22 protein-coding genes are annotated in these 21,362 nt (G+C 60.3%); 11 read left to right on the forward strand and 11 right to left on the reverse strand.

Going from position 1 to position 21,362, the window contains the following annotated elements; translation table 11 throughout:
• The first annotated feature begins 143 nt into the window (after positions 1–143).
• Entirely contained in the window at positions 144–764 is a 621-nt protein-coding gene (locus BLT00_RS08520; RefSeq protein WP_092150760.1) for a LysE family translocator, read from the forward strand.
• Positions 765–844: 80 nt separating this feature from the next.
• Here BLT00_RS08520 and metK read toward each other — a convergent pair whose 3' ends face one another.
• Genes metK through BLT00_RS30915 form a run of 3 tightly spaced genes read right to left on the reverse strand, consistent with a single transcriptional unit; the run spans position 845 to position 3,312 of the window.
• Entirely contained in the window at positions 845–2,035 is a 1,191-nt protein-coding gene (metK, locus tag BLT00_RS08525; protein ID WP_003177547.1) for a methionine adenosyltransferase, read from the reverse strand.
• 19 nt (positions 2,036–2,054) lie between these two features.
• Complete coding sequence (locus tag BLT00_RS08530) at positions 2,055–3,050, reverse strand: ArsR/SmtB family transcription factor (RefSeq protein ID WP_092150763.1); 996 nt, start codon at positions 3,048–3,050, stop codon at positions 2,055–2,057.
• 31 nt (positions 3,051–3,081) lie between these two features.
• Positions 3,082–3,312 carry a hypothetical protein gene (locus tag BLT00_RS30915; protein WP_139197653.1) on the reverse strand — a complete coding sequence of 77 codons (231 nt, stop codon included), beginning with the start codon at positions 3,310–3,312 and terminating at the stop codon, positions 3,082–3,084.
• 30 nt (positions 3,313–3,342) lie between these two features.
• Between BLT00_RS30915 and tkt the strand changes: the two genes are divergently transcribed.
• The 6 genes from tkt (at position 3,343) to fba (ending at position 9,602) form a co-directional block, all read left to right on the forward strand.
• Entirely contained in the window at positions 3,343–5,340 is a 1,998-nt protein-coding gene (gene tkt, locus BLT00_RS08535) for a transketolase (RefSeq protein WP_063324002.1), read from the forward strand.
• 147 nt (positions 5,341–5,487) lie between these two features.
• Positions 5,488–6,543 carry an erythrose-4-phosphate dehydrogenase gene (gene epd / locus BLT00_RS08540; protein WP_063324003.1) on the forward strand — a complete coding sequence of 352 codons (1,056 nt, stop codon included), beginning with the start codon at positions 5,488–5,490 and terminating at the stop codon, positions 6,541–6,543.
• 24 nt (positions 6,544–6,567) lie between these two features.
• Entirely contained in the window at positions 6,568–7,731 is a 1,164-nt protein-coding gene (locus tag BLT00_RS08545; protein WP_063324004.1) for a phosphoglycerate kinase, read from the forward strand.
• A gap of 31 nt (positions 7,732–7,762) precedes the next feature.
• A complete protein-coding gene (locus tag BLT00_RS08550; RefSeq protein WP_092150766.1) occupies positions 7,763–7,987 on the forward strand; it encodes a YajG family lipoprotein in 225 nt (74 codons plus the stop codon).
• Positions 7,988–8,043: 56 nt separating this feature from the next.
• Entirely contained in the window at positions 8,044–8,376 is a 333-nt protein-coding gene (locus BLT00_RS08555; RefSeq protein WP_063324006.1) for an MliC family protein, read from the forward strand.
• A 161-nt stretch (positions 8,377–8,537) separates the two neighbouring features.
• Positions 8,538–9,602: a class II fructose-bisphosphate aldolase gene (gene fba / locus BLT00_RS08560; RefSeq protein WP_003177554.1), complete on the forward strand. Its 1,065-nt coding sequence runs from the start codon at positions 8,538–8,540 to the stop codon at positions 9,600–9,602.
• A gap of 96 nt (positions 9,603–9,698) precedes the next feature.
• Here the strand turns inward: fba and BLT00_RS08565 are convergent, their stop codons facing one another.
• The 6 genes from BLT00_RS08565 to BLT00_RS08590 form a co-directional block, all read right to left on the reverse strand.
• Positions 9,699–10,013: a type II toxin-antitoxin system RelE/ParE family toxin gene (locus tag BLT00_RS08565; protein ID WP_092150769.1), complete on the reverse strand. Its 315-nt coding sequence runs from the start codon at positions 10,011–10,013 to the stop codon at positions 9,699–9,701.
• Positions 10,013–10,291 (reverse strand): ribbon-helix-helix domain-containing protein, encoded by a 279-nt coding sequence (locus tag BLT00_RS08570; protein ID WP_092150772.1) that lies wholly within the window; start codon positions 10,289–10,291, stop codon positions 10,013–10,015. The genes BLT00_RS08565 and BLT00_RS08570 overlap by 1 nt, the downstream gene beginning before the upstream one ends.
• A 184-nt stretch (positions 10,292–10,475) precedes the next feature.
• Positions 10,476–10,760 (reverse strand): fructose-bisphosphate aldolase, encoded by a 285-nt coding sequence (locus tag BLT00_RS08575; protein ID WP_092150775.1) that lies wholly within the window; start codon positions 10,758–10,760, stop codon positions 10,476–10,478.
• A gap of 738 nt (positions 10,761–11,498) precedes the next feature.
• Positions 11,499–12,167, reverse strand: coding sequence for a polysaccharide lyase family 7 protein (locus tag BLT00_RS08580; protein WP_063324009.1), 669 nt, complete (start codon positions 12,165–12,167; stop codon positions 11,499–11,501).
• Positions 12,168–12,496: 329 nt separating this feature from the next.
• The gene (locus BLT00_RS08585; RefSeq protein ID WP_092151176.1) at positions 12,497–13,165 is read right to left on the reverse strand and encodes a polysaccharide lyase family 7 protein; all 669 of its coding nucleotides are present in this window, start codon (positions 13,163–13,165) and stop codon (positions 12,497–12,499) included.
• Positions 13,166–13,445: 280 nt separating this feature from the next.
• Complete coding sequence (locus BLT00_RS08590; RefSeq protein ID WP_063324011.1) at positions 13,446–14,111, reverse strand: polysaccharide lyase family 7 protein; 666 nt, start codon at positions 14,109–14,111, stop codon at positions 13,446–13,448.
• A 323-nt stretch (positions 14,112–14,434) separates the two neighbouring features.
• On the opposite strand from BLT00_RS08590, the gene BLT00_RS08595 reads away from it, so the two are divergent.
• Genes BLT00_RS08595 through BLT00_RS08605 form a run of 3 tightly spaced genes read left to right on the forward strand, consistent with a single transcriptional unit; the run spans position 14,435 to position 17,405 of the window.
• On the forward strand, positions 14,435–16,558 hold the full coding sequence (locus BLT00_RS08595; RefSeq protein WP_092151173.1) for a putative bifunctional diguanylate cyclase/phosphodiesterase: 2,124 nt from the start codon (positions 14,435–14,437) through the stop codon (positions 16,556–16,558).
• Between the two features lie 42 nt (positions 16,559–16,600).
• A complete protein-coding gene (locus BLT00_RS08600) occupies positions 16,601–17,104 on the forward strand; it encodes a M48 metallopeptidase family protein (protein WP_092151170.1) in 504 nt (167 codons plus the stop codon).
• Between the two features lie 4 nt (positions 17,105–17,108).
• Positions 17,109–17,405, forward strand: a complete 297-nt coding sequence (locus tag BLT00_RS08605) for a winged helix-turn-helix domain-containing protein (RefSeq protein ID WP_092151167.1) — start codon at positions 17,109–17,111, stop codon at positions 17,403–17,405.
• A gap of 80 nt (positions 17,406–17,485) precedes the next feature.
• On the opposite strand, the gene BLT00_RS08610 is transcribed toward BLT00_RS08605, so the two are convergent.
• Positions 17,486–17,938 (reverse strand): GNAT family N-acetyltransferase, encoded by a 453-nt coding sequence (locus BLT00_RS08610; protein WP_092151164.1) that lies wholly within the window; start codon positions 17,936–17,938, stop codon positions 17,486–17,488.
• 259 nt (positions 17,939–18,197) lie between these two features.
• Here BLT00_RS08610 and BLT00_RS08615 point away from each other — a divergent pair, with 259 nt between their 5' ends.
• Positions 18,198–18,935: a substrate-binding periplasmic protein gene (locus tag BLT00_RS08615; RefSeq protein ID WP_063324015.1), complete on the forward strand. Its 738-nt coding sequence runs from the start codon at positions 18,198–18,200 to the stop codon at positions 18,933–18,935.
• A 93-nt stretch (positions 18,936–19,028) separates the two neighbouring features.
• On the opposite strand, the gene yccS is transcribed toward BLT00_RS08615, so the two are convergent.
• On the reverse strand, positions 19,029–21,200 hold the full coding sequence (yccS, locus tag BLT00_RS08620) for a YccS family putative transporter (protein ID WP_063324016.1): 2,172 nt from the start codon (positions 21,198–21,200) through the stop codon (positions 19,029–19,031).
• Positions 21,201–21,362 lie beyond the last annotated feature (162 nt).

Raw genomic sequence — 21,362 nt, forward strand, 5'->3', positions numbered from 1 at the left:
GAGCGTTACCGGATTTTGCGGGGCCTGGTGGCAAAATCGCGGCGGTACAGTGCGAGGCGATTTAGTCGCGCAACTGTGCCTTGTCCTCGTCAACGGCCGGCGCAGAATGGACTTTCGATTCGCCGCTGCCTGGAATGCTCCCGATGGAACTGTCGACGCTCGCTGTTTTCATCCCGGCCTGCTTCGCGCTGAACATGGCGCCGGGGCCGAACAACCTGCTGTCCATCAGCAACGCCTCGCGTTATGGCTTCGTCCGGGCGTGCAGTGGCGGCATTGGTCGATTGCTGGCATTTGCGATCATGATCGCCCTGGCAGCGGTGGGGCTTACCGCCGTGCTGCACACCTCGGAATTGCTGTTCCTGGGGATCAAGCTCGTCGGTGCCGGTTACCTGTTCTATTTGGCGGTGCAATTGTGGCGGGCCCAGCCCGAGGCCGGCAGCGAAACCGTGGTTGCGTCGATGAGCCGGGCCGGCCTGGCGCGCCAGGAGTTCCTGGTGGCGATCGGCAATCCGAAGGCGATCTTGTTGTTTACCGCGTTCCTGCCGCAATTCGTAGACCGTACAGGCGCCATCACCCAACAATTCGCCGTGCTGGGTGGTTTGTTCCTGGCACTGGAGTGCATCGCCATCGGCTTGTATTGCTACATGGGCATTTACGCGCGACGGCTATTCGCCCGGCCCAGTGGCAAGCGCCTGTTCAATCGGATGTGTGCGGGGCTGCTGGCCAGTGCGGCTTCGTTTTTGTTGGTGGCACGCAGGACCTAACTTCACTGAGGGTTATCTTTTGGCACAAAAAAAGCCCCTGGCGACCCAGTCGCCAGGGGCTTTTTCTTTACACGCCGGTATTACAGGCCGGCAGCGGCGCGCAGGGCGTCGGCGCGGTCGGTTTTTTCCCAGGTGAACGTGGTGAAGGTGTCGTCACCCACGGTCTTGGTCTGCGGCGTACGACCGAAGTGGCCATAGGCGGCAGTGTCCTGGTACATCGGGTGCAGCAGGTCGAGCATGGTGGTGATGGCGTATGGACGCAGGTCGAACACTTCACGGACCAGGTTGATGATCTTGTCATCACCGATCTTGCCGGTGCCGAAGGTATTCAGCGAGATCGACGTAGGCTGGGCCACGCCAATGGCGTAGGACACCTGGATCTCGCAGCGCTCGGCCAGGCCGGCGGCGACGATGTTCTTGGCTACATAACGGCCGGCGTAGGCCGCCGAGCGGTCAACCTTCGATGGGTCCTTGCCGGAGAACGCGCCGCCGCCGTGACGGGCCATGCCGCCGTAGCTGTCGACGATGATCTTGCGACCGGTCAGGCCGCAGTCGCCCACCGGGCCGCCGATGATGAACTGGCCAGTCGGGTTGATGTGGAACTGGGTGTCCTTGGACAGCAACTCGGCAGGCAGCACGTGCTTGACGATCAGCTCCATCACGCCTTCGCGCAGGTCTTTGTAGGACACGTCAGGGTTGTGCTGGGTCGACAGGACCACGGCGTCGATACCGACCACTTTGCCGCCTTCGTAACGGCAGGTCACCTGGGACTTGGCGTCCGGGCGCAGCCAAGGCAGCAGGCCGGATTTGCGGGCCTCGGCCTGACGCTGGACCAACTGGTGCGAGAAAGTGATCGGGGCCGGCATCAGCACGTCGGTCTCGTTGCTGGCGTAGCCGAACATCAGGCCCTGGTCGCCGGCGCCCTGGTCTTCAGGCTTGGCCCGATCAACGCCTTGGTTGATGTCGGGAGACTGCTTGCCAATGATGTTCATCACGCCACAGGTCGCGCCGTCGAAGCCGACGTCGGAGCTGTTGTAGCCAATGCCGAGGATCACGTCGCGGACGATCTGTTCCAGGTCGACCCAGGCCGAAGTGGTGACTTCGCCGGCGATGATCGCCACGCCCGTTTTCACCAGAGTCTCGCACGCCACGCGGGCGAACTTGTCTTCAGCAATGATGGCGTCCAGCACCGCATCAGAAATCTGGTCGGCGATTTTGTCCGGATGCCCTTCAGACACGGACTCGGAGGTGAAAAGGGAGTATTCGCTCATCTCGATGTTTTCCTACAAGTTACCGTTGGTGAGTGTCGCCAGTCGGCCGCTGAAAGTGGCGAACCTGGATCTGGAAACCATTGCGTAAGCCTACATAGAGGCTTTCCCCGGGCACGAGGCCCGCAGCGGTGGCCCAGCGGGCCAGGTCGTCCTGTTCGAATCCGAGCCAGAGATCGCCACAGGCCTCCCTGGCCCAGCTCTGGTTGTGACTGCATAACTCCGTCACCAGCAGGCTGCCGCCCGGTTGCAGCAGGCCGGCCATGTGCCTGAGTGCATCGGCCGGCGCGGCGAAATGATGCAGCACCATGTTCAATACCACGCAATCGGCCTGCAAGCTCATGCCATCCAATGCATCGGCCAGTTGCAGGCTGACATTAGCCAGGGCCTCGCGTTCACACACCTGGCGCGCCAGTTCAAGCATGGCCGGGCTGTTGTCCAGCGCCGTCACCTGGCTGAAACGCTGCGCCAGTTCCGGCAGGAAAGCACCATCACCGGGGCCGACTTCGATCGCCGTGGCCGTGGCTTCGAAGCTTAGTTTGTCGAGCAGTGCCACGACGCTTTCGCGGTACTGCGGCAGACCGGCGATCAGGTCTTGCTGGGCGCGAAATTTCTCGGCGACCCGGGCGAAAAAGTCCTGGCTGGCGGCGGCCCGTTGCCCGTGTACCTGGGCGATGCGAGCCTGCACGTCCGTCGGCAGGTTCAGCGTGTCCACTTCGTCCAGCAGCGCGGCGTGCAGCTTGCCGCCCAGCAGGTCGGTGTGGGGCAGGGCGCGGCGATAGAAAATGGCGTTGCCTTCCCGGCGGGTCGCCACCAGGTCCGCCTGGGCCAAGACCTTGAGGTGGTGGCTCATGCCGGACTGGCCGATGCCGAAGATCTGCGCCAGTTCCAGCACGCCGAACGAGTCGTTGGCCAGGGCGCGCAATACATTGAGCCGCAACGGATCGCCGCCGGCCTTGCAAAGGGCCGCCAGCTCATCGCAGTCGTCATGGCGAATGGAAGGCGCAGGTAAGTTCATAGTGCGGCAGTCTGTTTCATAGTGGGGCAGTCTAGTGAGGGGTTTGGATCACCGCAAGTTCAATATCAAAAAGTTTTGATATTGCTGGATAAATGGCACTTCCCAGCCTGTGCTTGACTCTACAAGCCATCAGCGGAAAGGTTTCACCTGGTGAATGCGACTTTATCTGCCGGAAAAACGCCCAAGGATGACTATCTGTCATTGCCCCGGGGCGGGTGGGTGAGGGAAAATGCTCGCCTTTTTTCAGTTCCATTTTATTCATTCTCGATTCAATACCCGCAGGAGAACAGCGATGCCCAGCCGTCGTGAGCGTGCCAATGCCATTCGTGCCCTCAGCATGGATGCCGTGCAGAAAGCCAACAGCGGCCATCCCGGTGCCCCCATGGGTATGGCGGATATCGCCGAGGTGCTTTGGCGCGACTACCTCAAGCACAGCCCGAGCAACCCAGCCTTCGCCGACCGTGACCGTTTCGTACTGTCCAACGGTCACGGCTCGATGTTGATCTACTCGCTGCTGCACTTGACCGGCTACGACCTGTCGATCGATGACCTGAAAAACTTCCGTCAACTGCACAGCCGCACCCCGGGCCACCCGGAATACGGCTACACCCCAGGCGTGGAAACCACCACCGGTCCATTGGGCCAGGGCTTGGCCAACGCCGTGGGTTTTGCATTGGCAGAAAAAGTCCTGGCGGCGCAATTCAACCGTCCCGGCCATAACGTCGTCGATCACCACACCTACGTATTCCTGGGTGATGGCTGCATGATGGAAGGCATTTCCCACGAAGTCGCCTCCCTGGCCGGCACCCTGGGCCTGGACAAGCTGATTGCTTTCTACGACGACAACGGCATCTCCATCGACGGCGAAGTCGAAGGCTGGTTCACCGATGACACCCCCAAGCGCTTCGAAGCCTACAACTGGCTGGTGATCCGCAACGTCGACGGCCACGACCCGGAAGAGATCAAGACCGCCATCGAGACGGCCCGCAAAAGCGCCCAGCCGACCCTGATCTGCTGCAAGACCACCATCGGTTTCGGCTCGCCGAACAAGCAAGGCAAGGAAGACTGCCACGGCGCGCCATTGGGTGCCGAGGAAATCGCCCTGACCCGTGCCGCGTTGAAGTGGAACCATGGCCCGTTCGAAATCCCGGCCGACATTTACGCCGAATGGGATGCCAAGGAAAAAGGTCGCGCGGTCGAAGCCGAATGGGATCAGCGTTTCGCCGCGTATTCCGCCGAATTCCCTGAACTGGCCAATGAACTGGTGCGTCGCCTCAGCGGCGAGCTGCCGGCCGACTTCGCCGAAAAAGCCTCGGCGTACATCGCTGAAGTCGCCGCCAAGGGCGAAACCATCGCCAGCCGCAAGGCCAGCCAGAACACCCTGAACGCCTTCGGCCCGTTGCTGCCGGAACTGCTGGGCGGTTCGGCCGACCTGGCCGGTTCCAACCTGACCCTGTGGAAAGGCTGCAAAGGCGTCAGCGCTGAAGATGCCAGCGGCAACTACATGTACTACGGCGTTCGCGAGTTCGGCATGAGCGCGATCATGAACGGCGTGGCGCTGCACGGCGGCCTGGTGCCTTACGGCGCGACCTTCCTGATGTTCATGGAATACGCCCGCAACGCCGTGCGCATGTCGGCGCTGATGAAAAAACGCGTCCTGTATGTGTTCACTCACGACTCCATCGGCCTGGGTGAAGACGGCCCGACTCACCAGCCGATCGAGCAACTGGCGAGCCTGCGTTGCACGCCGAACCTGGATACCTGGCGCCCATGCGATGCCGTGGAATCGGCGGTGGCCTGGAAATACGCGATCGAGCGTAACGACGGCCCGTCGGCGCTGATCTTCTCCCGCCAGAACCTGCAGCACCAGAACCGTGATGTCGACCAGATCGGCGACATCGCTCGTGGCGGCTATGTGCTCAAGGACTGCATCGGCGAGCCTGAGCTGATCCTGATCGCCACCGGTTCCGAAGTCGGCCTGGCCGTCCAGGCCTACGACAAGCTGACCGGGCAGGGCCGCAACGTGCGCGTGGTGTCCATGCCTTGCACCAGCGTGTTCGATGCCCAGGACGCCGGCTACAAGCAAGCGGTGTTGCCGCTGCAGGTCAGTGCACGGATCGCCATCGAGGCTGCCCATGCCGATTACTGGTACAAGTACGTGGGCCTGGAAGGTCGCGTGATTGGCATGACCACCTACGGCGAATCGGCGCCTGCGCCAGCGCTGTTCGAGGAATTCGGTTTTACCCTGGAAAACATCCTGGGTCAGGCTGAAGAGTTGCTGGAAGACTGATCCGCAAACAGGTTGTCTGTTCTGCCGCCATCGCGAGCAAGCTCGCTCCCACAAGGATTTTCACCGATCCTGTGGGAGCGAGCTTGCTCGCGATAGCGGTGGCTCAGACGAACTGCCTCAATGGATTCAACTAGGTCAGAGAACCCCATGCCCCAACCGCGTCCCTACAAAGTTGCACTCAACGGCTACGGCCGGATTGGTCGTTGCGTCTTGCGTGCGTTGTTCGAGCGAGGGGCCAAGGCCGGGTTCGAGATTGTGGCCATCAACGATCTGGCCGACATGGCCAGCATCGAATACCTGACACGCTTTGACTCCACCCACGGCCGGTTTCCCGGCGAAGTGCGGGTCGAGGGCGATTGTCTGCATATTAACGGCGACTGCGTGAAGGTCTTGCGCAGTGCCACCCCCGAAGGCATCGATTGGGCGTCCCTGGATGTCGATCTGGTGCTCGAATGCTCCGGTGCCTACCACACCCGCGAAGACGGCCAGCGTTTTCTCGCTGCCGGCGCGCCACGGGTGTTGTTCTCCCAGCCGATGGCCAGTGAAGCGGACGTGGACGCCACCATCGTCTACGGCGTGAACCAGGATTGCCTGACCGGCGACGAACTGCTGGTGTCCAACGCGTCCTGCACCACCAACTGCGGCGTGCCGCTGTTGCGCCTGCTGGACCAGGCCATTGGCCTGGAATACGTGTCGATCACCACCATTCACTCGGCGATGAACGACCAGCCGGTGATCGACGCCTACCACCATGAGGACTTGCGCCGCACCCGTTCGGCATTCCAATCGGTGATTCCGGTGTCCACTGGTCTGGCGCGCGGCATTGAACGGCTGCTGCCGGAACTTGCGGGGCGAATTCAGGCCAAAGCCGTGCGGGTGCCGACGGTCAACGTGTCCTGCCTCGACATTACGATGCAGACCGTGAGCGATACCGACGCCACCGAGGTCAACCGGATCCTGCGCGAAGCCGCCACCAGCGGTCCGCTCAAAGGCCTTCTGGCTTACACCGAGTTGCCTCATGCCAGTTGTGATTTTAACCATGACCCGCATTCGGCCATCGTCGATGCCAGCCAGACCCGTGTTTCCGGGCCTCGGCTTGTGAACATCCTGGCCTGGTTCGACAACGAATGGGGGTTTGCCAACCGAATGCTGGATGTTGCCGAGCATTACCTGCAAACCGCTTCAAAAAAACCTGCTCTCTAAACAGTTACCCAGGAATTGCGACCCATGACCGTGTTGAAGATGTCCGACCTCGATCTGCAAGGTAAGCGCGTACTGATCCGCGAAGACCTCAACGTCCCCGTCAAGGACGGTGTTGTCACCAGCGACGCGCGTATCCTGGCTTCGCTGCCGACCATCAAGCTGGCCCTGGAAAAAGGCGCGGCCGTGATGGTCTGCTCCCACCTGGGCCGTCCGACCGAAGGTGAGTTCTCGGCGGAAAACAGCCTCAAGCCTGTGGCCGATTACCTGAGCCGTGCCCTGGGCCGCGATGTGCCATTGGTGGCTGACTACCTGGGCGGCGTGGACGTGAAGGCCGGCGATGTCGTGCTGTTCGAAAACGTGCGCTTCAACAAGGGCGAGAAAAAGAACGCCGACGAACTGGCCCAGCAGTACGCCGCCCTTTGCGACGTGTTCGTGATGGACGCCTTTGGCACCGCCCACCGCGCGGAGGGTTCGACCCACGGCGTGGCGAAGTTCGCCAAAGTCGCCGCAGCAGGTCCGTTGCTGGCTGCTGAACTGGACGCACTGGGCAAGGCCCTGGGCTCCCCGGCCCAGCCGATGGCCGCCATCGTCGCCGGCTCCAAGGTCTCCACCAAGCTGGACGTGCTCAACAGCCTGAGCCAGGTCTGCAACCAGTTGATCGTCGGTGGTGGCATCGCCAACACCTTCCTCGCCGCTGCGGGTCACCCGGTCGGTAAATCCCTGTACGAACCGGACCTGCTGGACACCGCTCGGGAAATCGCCGCCAAGGTCAGCGTACCGTTGCCAGTGGACGTGGTCGTGGCCAAGGAATTCGCAGAAAGCGCCACCGCCACCGTCAAGCTGATCGATGACGTAGCCGAGGACGACATGATCCTCGACATCGGCCCGCAAACCGCAGCCAACTTCGCCGAACTGCTGAAGTCTTCCAAAACCATCCTGTGGAACGGCCCGGTCGGCGTGTTCGAGTTCGACCAGTTCGGCAACGGCACCAAGGTGCTGGCCCAGGCTATCGCCGACAGCGCTGCGTTCTCCATCGCAGGTGGCGGCGACACCCTGGCGGCCATCGACAAATATGGCGTGGCCGAGCAGATCTCCTACATTTCTACGGGCGGCGGCGCATTCCTCGAGTTCGTCGAAGGCAAAGTGTTGCCAGCCGTGGAAGTCCTGGAAAGCCGGGCCAAGGCCTGAAGCTGCGTTGACCAGGCAAAGGAGTGTTCTGATGGTCAAGACGATCCCGTTGCTGTTGGCGGCGACGATGCTGGTGGCCTGCTCAAGCGGCCCGCAGGCTACGGCCCCGCAACCCGGCACGCCGGCGCCTGAAGATGGCTGTTACCAGGCCGACTGGCAGGCCGAGACCAACCCGGTGCTGAACAAGCGTTCCGGGCCGGACGGCCTGGACAAATACGAGACGCAAACCCCGACCAAGGAACATGGCTGTCCTTGACGGGTCTGACTCTTAACTCATGGCTGGCGGCGTGTGCCGTCAGTCGAGGAACACGGATGAAAGGCTTGATCGCCGTCGTGGCGTTGGTATTGCTGGGCGGTTGTGCGCAGTTGGACTTTTTACACTCGTCCGAACCTGTTGAAGGTTGGACGACCTGGACCTGTGACAGCGAGGCCAAAGTGCTCTGGCGCTACACCGATACCGCCCACAAGGAAGTCGATGTACGCCTGGGCGGCGCCGATAAGGTTTATCGCCTCAAGCTTGAACCGGGTGCTGAAGGTTCACTGTACAGCGATGACATGCTGGCGTTTCACGTCAAGGGTGAGGAAGGCCTGGTGTATTGGGTCGCCACCAATGACTTGATTGGGCGGGGTTGCAAGGCCAATTGATCCACGGAGACCCAATGTGGGAGCGGGCCTCTTAGTTTTGAGATTTTGTTTCACCGAACACGCAGGCCGGGGCCGACCCCCGATCCGCAATGACTTGAATAGCCGCCGCCGCTCCGGCAGGCTGGCACGATTAACGACCCTCGACCGGGAGAGACACACTAATGGCACTTATCAGCATGCGTCAGATGCTGGACCACGCAGCCGAGTTCGGCTACGGCGTTCCAGCCTTTAACGTCAACAACCTTGAGCAGATGCGCGCCATCATGGAAGCCGCTGACAAGACTGACTCTCCGGTGATCGTCCAGGCTTCGGCCGGCGCCCGTAAATATGCCGGTGCGCCATTCCTGCGTCACCTGATCCTGGCGGCGATCGAAGAGTTCCCGCACATCCCGGTGTGCATGCACCAGGACCACGGCACCAGCCCTGACGTCTGCCAGCGCTCCATCCAGCTGGGCTTCAGCTCGGTGATGATGGACGGCTCCCTGGGCGAAGACGGCAAGACCCCGACCGATTACGAATACAACGTGCGCGTCACCCAGCAAACCGTGGCCATGGCCCACGCTTGCGGCGTTTCCGTGGAAGGCGAACTGGGTTGCCTGGGCTCGCTGGAAACCGGCATGGCCGGTGAAGAAGACGGCATCGGTGCCGAAGGCGTGCTGGACCACAGCCAGATGCTGACCGACCCGGAAGAGGCTGCGGACTTCGTCAAGAAGACCCAGGTCGACGCCTTGGCCATCGCCATCGGCACCAGCCACGGCGCCTACAAGTTCACCAAGCCACCTACCGGCGACGTACTGGCCATCGACCGCATCAAGGAAATCCACAAGCGCATCCCCAACACTCACCTGGTGATGCACGGTTCGTCCTCGGTACCGCAGGAGTGGCTGGCGATCATCAACCAGTACGGCGGCGACATCAAAGAAACCTACGGCGTGCCGGTTGAAGAAATCGTCGAAGGCATCAAGTACGGCGTGCGCAAGGTCAACATCGACACCGACCTGCGCCTGGCCTCTACCGGTGCCATGCGTCGTTTGATGGCGACCAACCCGAGCGAGTTTGATCCACGTAAGTTCTTCGGCGCTACTGTGACGGCCATGCGTGATGTGTGCATTGCGCGTTATGAGGCGTTTGGGACGGCGGGGAATGCTTCGAAGATCAAGCCGATTTCGTTGGAAGCGATGTATCAGCGGTATTTGAAGGGTGAGTTGAACGCTAAGGTCAACTGAGTTTCAGGTGTCAGAAAAAACCCGCAGTGATGCGGGTTTTTTTGTTTTGTATTTGTGTGTAAATCCCCTTTGACCCTACACAGAATCTACTGCACGTTAATCGTCCAGTTCACATTGCAAAGCGACTTCAAAGTCCTGCCCCCCATAAAAAACGCCCAAGATGGAAACCTGCTCGGCATCAACGACAAAGGCAATCACGGTCCGCTTGCGGTAGTTTGTGATACGCAGCCCAGGGCGTATGTCGTCCCTCTGGTTGCCTCGGTGCGGGAACGTCCGTAGTTCTTCGCAATAGGTCACGATGGCGTTGGTATACCGCTGCGCGGTTTCTGGCGAAGACGCCGTGGCAATGTAGCTATATAGCGCAGCTAACTGCTCCAGGGCTTCCGGGACAAAATCAACGCTATACGCCATTACGATTTGATAGTGGCATTCTGGTGCTCCGCCGCCAATCGGGAGCGCACTTCATCGACGCTCAGCGCGCGTGAGGGGTCAGCTTTCAATGCATCATAAGCGGGGGCTACTTGGCCTACGAGCCAGTTTTCCAAAGCGCGATCACGGGCCAGCAGCGCCCGGAGGCCATCACGAATGACTTCGCTTTCAGTGGCGTATTCACCGGCAGCAACCTTGGCTTTCACCACGTCGGCCATCTGCTTAGGCAGAGTTATGCTGAACTGTTGAGTGCTACGCATGATGGGCTTCCTGAATAAGATAGGATTTAATCCTACTCTGCTCTGGAGAATATGCACATGACTTCCTGAGTCAGCGATGACTGTAGGCGGACGATAGGCGAGCCCGCTCGCGTTAATAGTGCGTCAGCCAACAGCTCTTCCTGCTGCGCCAACAGTATCGCGAGCAGACTCCTCCCGCAGGTTTTTACTGTCCTTCGAGCCCGCGCTGTTCAATCACCCCAAAAACATCCGCCACATCCTGGACCATGATCCGGGCGATGTTGGTGATGGTGTTGATGTCGGTCTCGGCCGAATCGCGCAGTGTGGTGCAGGCCATGAGCGTCAGGTAGTCGAGGGTGGCGTGCAGGCGTTCGCTGGCGCAGGCGTGGAGTTCGGTCAGTGGGGCGGTTTTATCGATGAACAGGACGGGGTGGGTGGTGGCTGTTGGGGTAAGCGGGGTGAAGTTGCTGGATGATTGATTTGTCGACATAAGGTTGAAGTCCTCGAAGAAAAAGAAATGCCATGTATTCCTCGATAGGGCTGCGAAACCCTCCGCTAACCAAAGCCAGCAGGTGAACCGAACTATAGAAGGGGATTTTTGAGGCAACAACCGACCTGTAGGACGCCCACAACCTCTGTGACGAGGGAGCTTGCTCTCGCTCGGTGGCGCAGCCGCCGTAAATCCTGGGTATGGGGCTGGTCTGACGAAAAGAGGGGGCTGCTTTGCAGCCCAGCGGGGATAAATCCCCTCGTCACAAAAGGGGAGATTCCTACGAGATTTTCAGAAGGCCAGGGGAGCGATCAAAATCTCCGGCCATCCCACCAATCCTGGTCGGCTGTCAGGCCGCCATCGCGAGCAAGCTCGCTCCCACAATTGGAGCGGAGTACGACAAGGAGACAGGCCGGCTATAAGGCCGCCTCGGGCATGCTTTTGATCTGGGGCGCCCCGTTAAACCACGCTGGCCGAACGCAGGCATTGCGCAGTGGGCATCCCGGCATGGATGCCGGGATAGCCGCGCTGGGCCATGGATGGCCCTTCGCGGCGGCCCACGGAGCAATGCCGGAGTGAGGGCACACCGAGCCTAGGCGAGGTGCCGAGTGGTGGGGCAAGAGCGTTTTGCTTACTTTTGCGCTTCTCAAAAGTGAGCCGCTGTAAGAGCGGAACCGTCAGCAGCCGTTACCGCAGCAACGGATATACACACGATATCTCTCTATCGAAAGCACACAATCAAGTGTTGTGATCGATATCCAACTTACTGAACGTCACTTTCCCACCCTCGCTGGTATACCCACTGTTGTCCTGCACATACACGCCAGCCTTGAAGTACAACGGCTTGACCCGCCACGTAGAGCTGATAGTGGTGTACCAACTACGACCCGCCGCAGTAATACCCAAGTCACCCGTACGATCAAGGTGAAGCCGGTAACTGAAGGACTGAGAAAGCTTCACGCCGCTGGCCACGGTAATAACCCGACCCTCGTCGTCATCGGGGCGCATGCGCACTTTGGCGACGATGTTGCCGGTCTTGCTGTCGTCCTTGTACTGGTATTCCAGCTTCACCATGGGTTTGCTGCTGTCCTTGGCATGAATCTGCCCGATCACGATCTTGCCGGTGCTGGGTACCTGGTTGACCACCAGGGTCGCACTCAATTTATTGTCGGCAGCGGGATACAGCCAGTTGCGCAAGGTGCCGTCTTTATAGGTCTCTCGTAATTCGCTGCGCGGGTAGATCGCATTTTCAGTCTTGGTGCCGGTCACCGGTGACCAGAAATACACCGTGCTGCCTTCGGAATTGAAGTATTTATCTTGGAAGCCATCCAACAGCCGAGGCGTTTCAATGGTTTTCGGCGGGCTGCCCTCGGGGATGCTCAAGTTCCAGGTTGCAAGATCGACCATGTTCGGATCCTTTCTGTACATAAGAAATGATTTACGCCACAGCCGAAGGCTCTAGGACGCGCTTTCACTGACGCCAGGAGGAAGCGGGAGCTCGCGTTTTTCACGGGGACCCGGCGGAGGGTTGGCGTCAGCAGACCGTCAGAGTGACGTTTGCCGCTTTGGTGCCCGAGACAGACGACCGTTAGTCGGCTAAAGCAGATTTTTTTTGAACGATGGCGATATGGCACTGCTGCGTGCCTTGTGCTCGATTGAGCGTGAGATGGGTTGCCGAAGCGTCGAGGAGGGCCCCGCAAGCAGCATCCGTGCTGCCATGGCGCCAGGAAAAGTGATCAGATGTTGTGTTTGATTTCCAGCAGGCTGAACGTCACTTTGCCGCCTTCGGTGGTGTAGCCGGTGTTGTCCTGCACATACGCCCCTGCTTTGAAATACAGGGGCTTGACCTTCCAGCTAGGATCGACGGTGGTTCTCCAGTTGTAGCCCGCTGCGCTGATACCCAGTGCGCCCTTCGGGCTCAGGTGGATCATGTAGGAGAAGCTGCGGTCCAGCTTCACGCCGGTGGCGATGGTAATGACTTGGCCGGTTTCATCGTCGGGACGCAGGCGCACCTTGGCGACGATGTTGCCGGTGGAGCTGTAGGTTTTGTACTGGTACTCCAGTTTCACCATGGGGCTGGTGCTGTCTTTGGTGTGGATCTGGCCGATCACGATCTTGCCAGTGCTGGGCACTTGGTTGACGGTCATGGTCGCGCGCAGGATGTTGTCCGCCGCCGGGTACAACCAGTTGCGCAGGGTGCCGTCGCTGTAGGTTTCCCGCAGTTCGCTGCGTGGGTAGATCGCGTTTGCAGTCTTGGTGCCGGTCACCGGTACCCAGAAGAACAGCGTGCCGGTGTCGGAGTGGAAGTATTCATCCTTGAACCCCTGGGCCAGCCGAGGTGTTTCGATGGTGATGGCGGGGCTGCCTTCGGGAATGCTCAAGTTCCAAGTGTTGAGATCGATCATGGTCGGATCCTGCGTAACGGGCGTAAAAATGCTGAGTACCAAAGCGGGAGGCTCTACTCCGAGCATTTGGAGTGTGTTGATCACGCAGGAAGGGTTTTTTGAATGGCCATCCGGCGGATGTTTGACGTCAATTGTCCGTCAAGCATGTCAATTGCAGCATTTATGCCTGGATGGATAACCGTTAGTCGGTAGTTTCGAGCTCGCCATGAACTATTGCGCATCCATAGTGTCTGGCTGGGCTGGCAGCATTCCGTTGCTGCCCTGGCGCCACGCAAAGCGCCTAGATGTGATCGATATCCAGCAGGCTGAACGTCACGGTCCCACCTTCGGTGGGATAACCGGTATTGTCCTGCACGTACACGCCCGCCTTGAAGTACAGCGGCTTGTCGCTCCACGTGGAACTGATGGGGGAGCTCCACTGGTAACCCGCGCCATTGATGGTCAGGACGCCGGCGGGGCTGAGATGGATCAGGTAAGAGAAGGATTGATTCAGCTTGATGCCCGTGGCGATGGTGATGACTTGGCCTGTTTCGTCGTCCGGGCGCATGCGCACCTTGGCGACAATGTTGCCGGTGGAACTGTAGGTTTTATATTGGTATTCCAGCTTCAACAGGGGGCTGGTGCTGTTCTTGGTATGGATCTGACCAATCACGACCTTGCCGGTGCTGGGCACCTGGCTGACGGCCAGGGTGGCAGCCAGCTTGTTGTCCGCCGCCGGGTACAGCCAATTGCGCAAGGTGCCGTCGCTGTAGGTTTCACGAAGTTCACTGCGCGGATAAATAGCATTAGCGGTTGTGGAGCCGGTCACCGGCGCCCAGAAAAAAACCGTGCCGGAGTCGGAGTGGAAATATGGGGCCTGGAACCCTTGCACGAGCTGGGAGGTTTCGATGGTAGCCGGCGGGCTGCCTTCGGGGATGCTCAGGTTCCAGGTTGAGAGATCGATCATGGCGGGATCCTATGTCACTCGATGAAAAAGCTGCACACCACAAGGCAAGGCTCTAGGCCGGTCTTTTCGGGCGTACGAGTAAGCGACGGAAGAAACTGCCCGGCAACTTTTCGGCGGGTGGTTGACGTCAATTGTCCGTCGAAGGGGTCTTTGCAGTTTCTGTGCCCGAGGAGGGTGACCGTTAGTCGGCTATTTCGGGCTTTGTCTGGATGATGGCGCGTTGACACCTACTGCTTTTGACAATCCCGGTCTAGAGTGAGGGGACAGTATTTGTCCGCTTTGCTACGTAAAAAACGGACGTGGCGCCCGATAAGAGAAGCAGCATGGAATGCGCGCAACCACCGCTCGGCGAAGACAGCTCTGTCCTTTTGATTGTTGATGATTACCCTGAAAACCTGCTCAGCATGCGAGCCTTGTTGCAGCGTCAGGATTGGCGAGTCATGACCGCGTCCTCGGGGGTCGAGGCGCTTAACCTGTTGCTTGAACACGACATCGATCTGGTTCTGTTGGATGTGCAGATGCCCGACATGGACGGTTTTGAAGTGGCGCGCCTGATGCGCGGCAGCCAGCGTACGCGGCTCACGCCGATCATTTTCCTGACGGCCAACGAGCAATCCCAGGATGCGGTGATCAAGGGCTATGCCAGTGGCGCCGTGGATTACCTGTTCAAACCCTTCGATCCGCAAATCCTCAAGCCCAAGGTCCAGGCGCTGCTCGAGCACCAGCGCAATCGCCGGGCCTTGCAGCGCCTGAGCCAAGATCTCGAAGCGGCCAGGGCCTTCAATGCCTCGGTGCTGGACAACGCCGCCGAAGGCATCCTGGTGGTGGATGAGAATGGCTGTATCCGCTTCGCCAACCCTTCTACCTGCCGCTTGCTCAATGCCACCGCCGAGCAGTTGCAGGGCATGCCGTTCCTGGATTTCCTGCAGAAACCGCACATCCCAGAGTGGGTCGATTCCGATATACACAACGCCTATCGGCGCGGTGAAACCTGGCGACTGCATGACGCGGTGCTACGCACGGCGCCTGGCCAGCAGGTGTCGGTGGCCTTGTCCTGTGCGCCATTGCCGTCGGAGCAGAAGGCGATGGTGGTGACGCTCCAGGACATGTCCGTGGTTCGCCATTTGCACCAACAACTCGAATACCAGGCCGTCACGGACCCGCTGACCGGTTTGCTCAACCGCCGGGGGTTCTACCAGACCGCCGAAAACCTGTTGATGCGCAGCGAGCGCCTGGAAAGCAACTGGGTGTTGCTGTACCTGGACCTCGATGGCTTCAAGCGGGTCAATGACTCGCTGGGGCACGATGCCGGGGACCGGGTATTGCGCTGGGTGTCGGAACAGTTGAAGGCGTGCCTGCGCCCATTCGATATCCTGGCGCGCCTGGGCGGGGACGAGTTCACGGCGCTGCTGGACCTGGAGTTCCCCGAGCAAGCGGCCAAGATCGCCGAGAAACTCATCGAGCGGGTCGCGATCTGCCAGCAGATAGAAGGCATGGACGTCGCATTGGGGGCCAGTATCGGCATCGCGACGTACCCCGATTGCGGCGCCAATCTCGATGGGTTGCTGCGGGCGTCCGACATCGCCATGTACGAAGCCAAGCGTGCCGGTCGCCAGCAATACCGCTTTTACGATCATGAAATGAACGGTCGCGCCCGTTCACGGCTGATGCTGGAAGAGAGCGTGCGCTCGGCCATCGAGAACCGCGACTTCAATATGGTCTACCAGCCGCAGGTAAGCATCATCGATGGGCGGATCCGTGGGTTCGAGGCGCTGTTGCGCTGGCAGCACCCCAGCGTCGGTGATGTTCCGCCGGGCCTGTTCCTGCCCTTGCTGGAAGAGGCGCGGTTGATCAGTCGCCTGGGCAGCTGGATTTATCATCGCAGCGCGGCCCAGCGCAAAGTCTGGGAGCGCTTGTTCGCTGACGACCTGGTGTTGGGGGTGAGCCTGAGTAGTACCCAGTTCGGCATGCCCAACCTGGTGACCGAGTTGCGCCAGGTCCTGGAGCGTCATGCCTTGAAGCCTCGGCAACTGGAGGTCGAGGTGACCGAGGATGCGCTGATGCGCAACCCCGATGAAACCCAAAAGCAATTGCGACTGCTGCGTCACCTCGGGGTGCGGGTGGCATTGGATGACTTTGGTTCGGGACCCTGCTCATTGACGCATCTGCGCGACCTTGAGCTCGATACCCTCAAGCTCGATCGGCATCTGATCGCCCGCGTACCGGGGTCGCCCCGGGATGCCGCGTTGGCCGCCTCGGTGATTGACCTGTGTACGCAACTGGGCTTGCGGGTGATTGCCGAAGGGGTGGAGACGCGCGAGCAATATGAGTGGCTGCAGGCCCATGGCTGCGAGTATGTGCAGGGGTTCCTCGTGGCGCGGCCCTTGATGGCCGAAGACACCGATGCCTTCGCCACACCGTTCGACTGGAGCGCGGTGCAGGCTTGAATTCGCTACACTGGCGGCCTCTTGTGACTGTGTTGCCCCTTGATGACCGCGCTCAAATACCTCCAGGCCTACCCCGCCGCCCTGCAAGCCCAAGTGCAGCAATTGATCGCCCAGGACCGACTGGGCGATTACCTGCAACAGCGCTATCCGGATCGGCATCCGATCCAGAGCGACAAGGCCCTGTACGGTTATGCGCTGGACCTCAAGCAGCAATACCTGCGTAACGCGCCAGCCATCGACAAGGTGTTGTTCGACAGTCGCCTGGACCTGACCCATCGCGCCCTCGGCCTGCATACCGCGGTGTCGCGGGTGCAGGGTGGCAAGCTCAAGGCCAAGAAGGAAATCCGCATCGCTGCGTTGTTCAAGGACGCGGCGCCCGAGTTCCTGAACATGATCGTGGTGCACGAGCTGGCGCACTTCAAGGAGTCGGACCACAACAAGGCGTTCTACCAACTCTGCGAGCACATGCTGCCGGGGTATCACCAGTTGGAATTCGACCTGCGGGTGTACCTGACCTGGCGGGATCTGCAACCCCACAAGGAATGACCGAATGGATGTCAGCAAGACCAAGAGCAGCTTCTACCGTCGCTTGTACGTGGCTTACCTGATCGACAGCGGTGTCGCCAGCAACGTCCCGGCCCTCACCGAAACCACCGGCATGCCACGGCGTACCGCCCAGGACACCATCGCCGCGCTGGCTGACCTGGATATCGTTTGTGAGTTCGAGCAAGAGGACGGCGCGCGCAACCATGCCGGGCGTTATCGGATTCGCGATTGGGGGGCGATTGATCGGGGGTGGATCGAGGGGAATTTGCAGCGGATCAAGGCGGTGCTTGAATATCCCTGAATACTGGTTATGCCTGGGCTGACGCCTTCGCGAGCAAGCCCGCTCCCACAGTGGGGTCGGGCTTGCTCGCGAAGAGGATCTTAAGGCCGATGCATACCAATGTGTGGAATCCCATCCTCCATGTATTCCACACCCACCACTTCAAACCCATACCGCCCGTAGTACCCCTGCAAATGCGCCTGGGCCGACAGTGAGATCGAGGTGCCGGGCCAGTGTCTCTCGGCGTGCTTGAGGCCCTGTTCCATCAGTTGATGGCCCAACCCCTTGCCCCGTGCTTCTGGCGCAATGATCACGCGCCCGATCACCACGTCACTGTTTTGCGAATGCGGGTCGAGCAGGCGCAGATAGGCCACCAGGTGGTTGCCCTGCCAAGCCATCAAATGGCACGTGTCGCCCTCAAGGTCCAGGCCGTCAACGTCCGGGTAGGCGCAGTTCTGTTCGACAACGAACACTTCGGCACGCAATTTGAGGATGGCATACAGCTGTTCCTTGCTCAGGTCACTGTGATGTTTACAGACCCACTCGATATCCATTTTTGAATTTCCTGAAGAGCTTGATGCCGATATTAAGCGTGCTTGGCCCGGAAGTCTCTTTCTCGGTCGACTGGAAAATCTGCGATAAAGACCAAAATGCCATCATTCCTCTGTCGCGGCGTTGTCGTCTTTGTGTAATCTTCGTGACAGCGCTGCGCAGCGGTTCCAATGAGCTAATGTTAGGACCGGGTGTCTGAGGATGCCTGTTGAGTGTCGGCTAAAAACAAACCGGGCTTTGAACCCGTCAAGGACGTTTGGCATGCCGCGATTGCATCGAGCTCTTGCATTGATCGGATTGCTGTTACTGAGCTATGAGGCCTGCGCGCAAAAGCTGCGTCTGGTCGCCGATGCCTGGCCGCCCTTTACCGATTCCACATTGATCAATGGTGGCCTGGCGACCGATATCGTCAGCACGGCGCTGGCGCGGGCCGGCTATGCCACGGACTTCGAACAGGTGCCTTGGGCCCGGGCGATGCTGGGCATCGGCGAGGGCCGCTATGATGTGCTGGTCAACGCCTGGTACAGCGAGGAGCGCACTCACATTGGCCAGTTCTCGGCTGAGTATCTGCTCAACCGTGTGCGTTTCATCAAGCGCAAGGACGAAACGATCCAGTTTGACAGCCTGCAACAGCTGCGTGCCTATCCCATCGCCGTGGTTCGCGGCTACGCCTACTCCAAGGACTTCGACGAAGACCTGCAAATGCAGAAAGTCCCTGTGCATAACTTTGCGATGGCGGTGCGCATGCTGGCTGCCGATCGTGTGAAGTTGACCCTGGAAGACGAGTACGTCGCCCGCTATTACCTGGCCCGCGAATCCGCCAAGGTACGCAGCGCCGTGGAGTTCCTGCCCAAGCCCTTGAGCGAAAACAGCCTGCACATCCTGGTCAGCCTGAAGAACCCGGAGCATGAGCAGATTGTGGCCGGATTTGATCGGGAGATCGCGGCGATGAAGGCGGATGGGAGTTATGCGCGGCTGTTGAAGGCGCATGGGATGTAGGGGGGAGCAGCTTCAAGCCTCAAGCCATAAGCTGCAAGCAGAGCGCACGAACTTTGCTTGCAGCTTATGGCTTGAAGCTTGAAGCTGAGGCCGTCAGGCCTTCATCAAATGCGCCGCCAAGGTCCGCAATGGGCCAAGCTGACGGCAGATCAACGCCAGTTGCGTCTGCACCAGGCGCTGTCCTTCGTCGATTTCATCGGGCATCCGCTCAAGCTCGCTGGCCAGGGCTTCTTCTTCGTCGCTCTGGATCGCGATCGGCTGTTTACTTGCCAGGCCCTGGGCGATTTCGTCGATGCTCGCTGCCAGTTTCACCCCAGCCCCGTCGATCAACTGTTCGCGCACTTCGGTCGGCAGTTCGGTGCCCCGGTGGGCGCCCAGGCCCGACAGGTAGCTGAGCAGGGTGTGGGACAGCACCAGGAAACGGAACCCCACATCGGCTTCCTTACGGAAATGCCCCGGCTCCATCAGCATGTTGGCCAGGGTGGTGGACAATGCGGCATCGGCATTGTGGGCGTTGCGTCGGGCCAGGCGATAGGCCAGGTCGTCGCTTTTGCCGGCGGCGTACTGCTGCATGATCTGGCGCAGGTAGATGCTGTTGCAGGTCAGCGTATTGGCCAGCACCTTGTTCAGCCGACGGCCCTGCCAGTCGGGCAGGAACAGGAAGACCGCCAGCCCGGCAATCAGGCTGCCGAGCAAGGTATCGAACAGCCGTGGCAACAGCAGCCCGTAGCCGTCGCCCACCTGGTTGAAGCAGAACAGCACCATGATGGTGATCCCCGCTGTCGCCAGGGTGTAGCGGGTCGTGCGGTTGGTAAAGAACACTACCCCGGCGGCAATGGCGAAGCTCGATTGCACCAGCGGATTGGGAAACAGATCGAACAGCGCCCAGGCCACCGTCAGGCCGATGGCGGTGCCGATGATCCGCTGGCCGAGCTTGCGCCGGGTGGCGCCGTAGTTGGGCTGGCACACGAACAGTGTGGTAAGGATGATCCAATAGCCCTGGGACGGATGGATCAGGTGCACCATGGCGTAGCCCACGCTCAGGGCCAAGGGCAAGCGCAGGGCATGCCGGAACAGCAGCGAAGTGGGCGTGAGCTGGGTACGCAAGCGCAGCCAGACATCCTTGAGGTTGCGCGGCGAGCGGTCGAGCAGGCTGCTGTCGGTGGCGTCGGCCAGGGCGTCGGGGTTGCTCGCGTCGCTGAGCAGGCGGTCCATGGTAGCCAGGTTCACCGACAGTGCCCGCAACGAACGCAGCAAGCCGCGCCAGGCCGGGTTGCTCTGGATGCGCAGGTGTTCGAGGGACGCGTGCAGGTCGTTGAGGGCCTCGGCAAAGGTGTCGTCGTAGACGAACGGCTGGCGCAGTTGGATCGACTCGGCCAGCGCCTGGCAGGCCTTGCCTTGCTGACGCAGCAGGCGTTGGCAGCGGAACAGTACGTCGCTGTGAAAGAAGGCCTCGGCCAGGGCGTTGTAGGGATAGTGAGAAGAGCTGGCGCGTTCGTGGATGTCCTGGGCCAGGAAGTACAGTTTCAGGTACCGGCTGACTTTCGAGCCGGGGCGGCCATTGCCCACGCGGTGCAGGATGATTTCCTTGGCGCTGTTGAGCGCAGCGACCACCCGGCCATTTTGCTGGGCCAGTTCCAGGCGTCGGGCTTCGACGTCCAGTTGGCGGATCGGCTCCAGCAGCGACGATTTGAGTTTCAGGTAGCGTCCCAGCTCGCGAAACAGCCGAGCCAGGCTTTGTTGCACCGGTTGGTTGGAAAACAACGCCTGCCACAACACCGACAGCAAGCCGTACCACGCGGCCCCCGTGACCAGTAGCAGGGGTTCATGCCAGAAATCATTGACTGCGCCGCCGCGCTGGTCCACGCCGATCATGGTGTAGACCGACAGAATCAGCGTGGCCGAGGCGATGGCGCCATAGCGCTCACCCAGGGCGCCAAGCATGGTCAGGCCAAAGGCCGCCAGGGCCAGGGCGATGATGAACAGGACGGGATAGGGGAACAATAATTCAACCGACAGTGCCGCGACGGTGAAGCACACCAGGGTCACGGCCAGCGCGTTGAGGCGGCCCTGCCAACTGTCGTCCGTCTCGGCCAGGGCGCTGGCGATGATGCCCAGGAACAAGGGAATCAGCAGCCCCATCTCATCCAGGTACCAGCACAGCCCCATGCTGCCGGTCAGGGCGATGAAGACCCGCACGCTATAACTGAACTTATCCAACGCCCAAAGGCGACGCAAAGACTGGCTAAACGAGTTTGCTGACATGAAGTGCACGGGCCTGACGGGCAATGACGCTAAATTGAGGCAGTAATGACGCCGACGCAATGGCGGCGATCACATCCGACAGCAAAAAGTGTTCCGCGATGCACCTGAGGCCACTTCCCGGTGGCGAGGGAGCTTGCTCCCGCTGGGGCGCGCAGCGGCCCT

It is taken from the genome of Pseudomonas sp. NFACC51 (genome assembly GCF_900103575.1).
Classification (GTDB): Bacteria; Pseudomonadota; Gammaproteobacteria; order Pseudomonadales; family Pseudomonadaceae; genus Aquipseudomonas; species Aquipseudomonas fluorescens_Q.

What these genes read in the sequence shown, in the direction of transcription:
- BLT00_RS08520 (WP_092150760.1), top strand. Translation starts at nt 144, where the DNA reads ATGGAACTGTCGACGCTCGCTGTTTTCATCCCGGCCTGCTTCGCGCTG.
- metK (WP_003177547.1), bottom strand. Translation starts at nt 2,035, where the DNA reads ATGAGCGAATACTCCCTTTTCACCTCCGAGTCCGTGTCTGAAGGGCAT.
- BLT00_RS08530 (WP_092150763.1), bottom strand. Translation starts at nt 3,050, where the DNA reads ATGAACTTACCTGCGCCTTCCATTCGCCATGACGACTGCGATGAGCTG.
- BLT00_RS30915 (WP_139197653.1), bottom strand. Translation starts at nt 3,312, where the DNA reads ATGAATAAAATGGAACTGAAAAAAGGCGAGCATTTTCCCTCACCCACC.
- tkt (WP_063324002.1), top strand. Translation starts at nt 3,343, where the DNA reads ATGCCCAGCCGTCGTGAGCGTGCCAATGCCATTCGTGCCCTCAGCATG.
- epd (WP_063324003.1), top strand. Translation starts at nt 5,488, where the DNA reads ATGCCCCAACCGCGTCCCTACAAAGTTGCACTCAACGGCTACGGCCGG.
- BLT00_RS08545 (WP_063324004.1), top strand. Translation starts at nt 6,568, where the DNA reads ATGACCGTGTTGAAGATGTCCGACCTCGATCTGCAAGGTAAGCGCGTA.
- BLT00_RS08550 (WP_092150766.1), top strand. Translation starts at nt 7,763, where the DNA reads ATGGTCAAGACGATCCCGTTGCTGTTGGCGGCGACGATGCTGGTGGCC.
- BLT00_RS08555 (WP_063324006.1), top strand. Translation starts at nt 8,044, where the DNA reads ATGAAAGGCTTGATCGCCGTCGTGGCGTTGGTATTGCTGGGCGGTTGT.
- fba (WP_003177554.1), top strand. Translation starts at nt 8,538, where the DNA reads ATGGCACTTATCAGCATGCGTCAGATGCTGGACCACGCAGCCGAGTTC.
- BLT00_RS08565 (WP_092150769.1), bottom strand. Translation starts at nt 10,013, where the DNA reads ATGGCGTATAGCGTTGATTTTGTCCCGGAAGCCCTGGAGCAGTTAGCT.
- BLT00_RS08570 (WP_092150772.1), bottom strand. Translation starts at nt 10,291, where the DNA reads ATGCGTAGCACTCAACAGTTCAGCATAACTCTGCCTAAGCAGATGGCC.
- BLT00_RS08575 (WP_092150775.1), bottom strand. Translation starts at nt 10,760, where the DNA reads ATGTCGACAAATCAATCATCCAGCAACTTCACCCCGCTTACCCCAACA.
- BLT00_RS08580 (WP_063324009.1), bottom strand. Translation starts at nt 12,167, where the DNA reads ATGGTCGATCTTGCAACCTGGAACTTGAGCATCCCCGAGGGCAGCCCG.
- BLT00_RS08585 (WP_092151176.1), bottom strand. Translation starts at nt 13,165, where the DNA reads ATGATCGATCTCAACACTTGGAACTTGAGCATTCCCGAAGGCAGCCCC.
- BLT00_RS08590 (WP_063324011.1), bottom strand. Translation starts at nt 14,111, where the DNA reads ATGATCGATCTCTCAACCTGGAACCTGAGCATCCCCGAAGGCAGCCCG.
- BLT00_RS08595 (WP_092151173.1), top strand. Translation starts at nt 14,435, where the DNA reads ATGGAATGCGCGCAACCACCGCTCGGCGAAGACAGCTCTGTCCTTTTG.
- BLT00_RS08600 (WP_092151170.1), top strand. Translation starts at nt 16,601, where the DNA reads ATGACCGCGCTCAAATACCTCCAGGCCTACCCCGCCGCCCTGCAAGCC.
- BLT00_RS08605 (WP_092151167.1), top strand. Translation starts at nt 17,109, where the DNA reads ATGGATGTCAGCAAGACCAAGAGCAGCTTCTACCGTCGCTTGTACGTG.
- BLT00_RS08610 (WP_092151164.1), bottom strand. Translation starts at nt 17,938, where the DNA reads ATGGATATCGAGTGGGTCTGTAAACATCACAGTGACCTGAGCAAGGAA.
- BLT00_RS08615 (WP_063324015.1), top strand. Translation starts at nt 18,198, where the DNA reads ATGCCGCGATTGCATCGAGCTCTTGCATTGATCGGATTGCTGTTACTG.
- yccS (WP_063324016.1), bottom strand. Translation starts at nt 21,200, where the DNA reads ATGTCAGCAAACTCGTTTAGCCAGTCTTTGCGTCGCCTTTGGGCGTTG.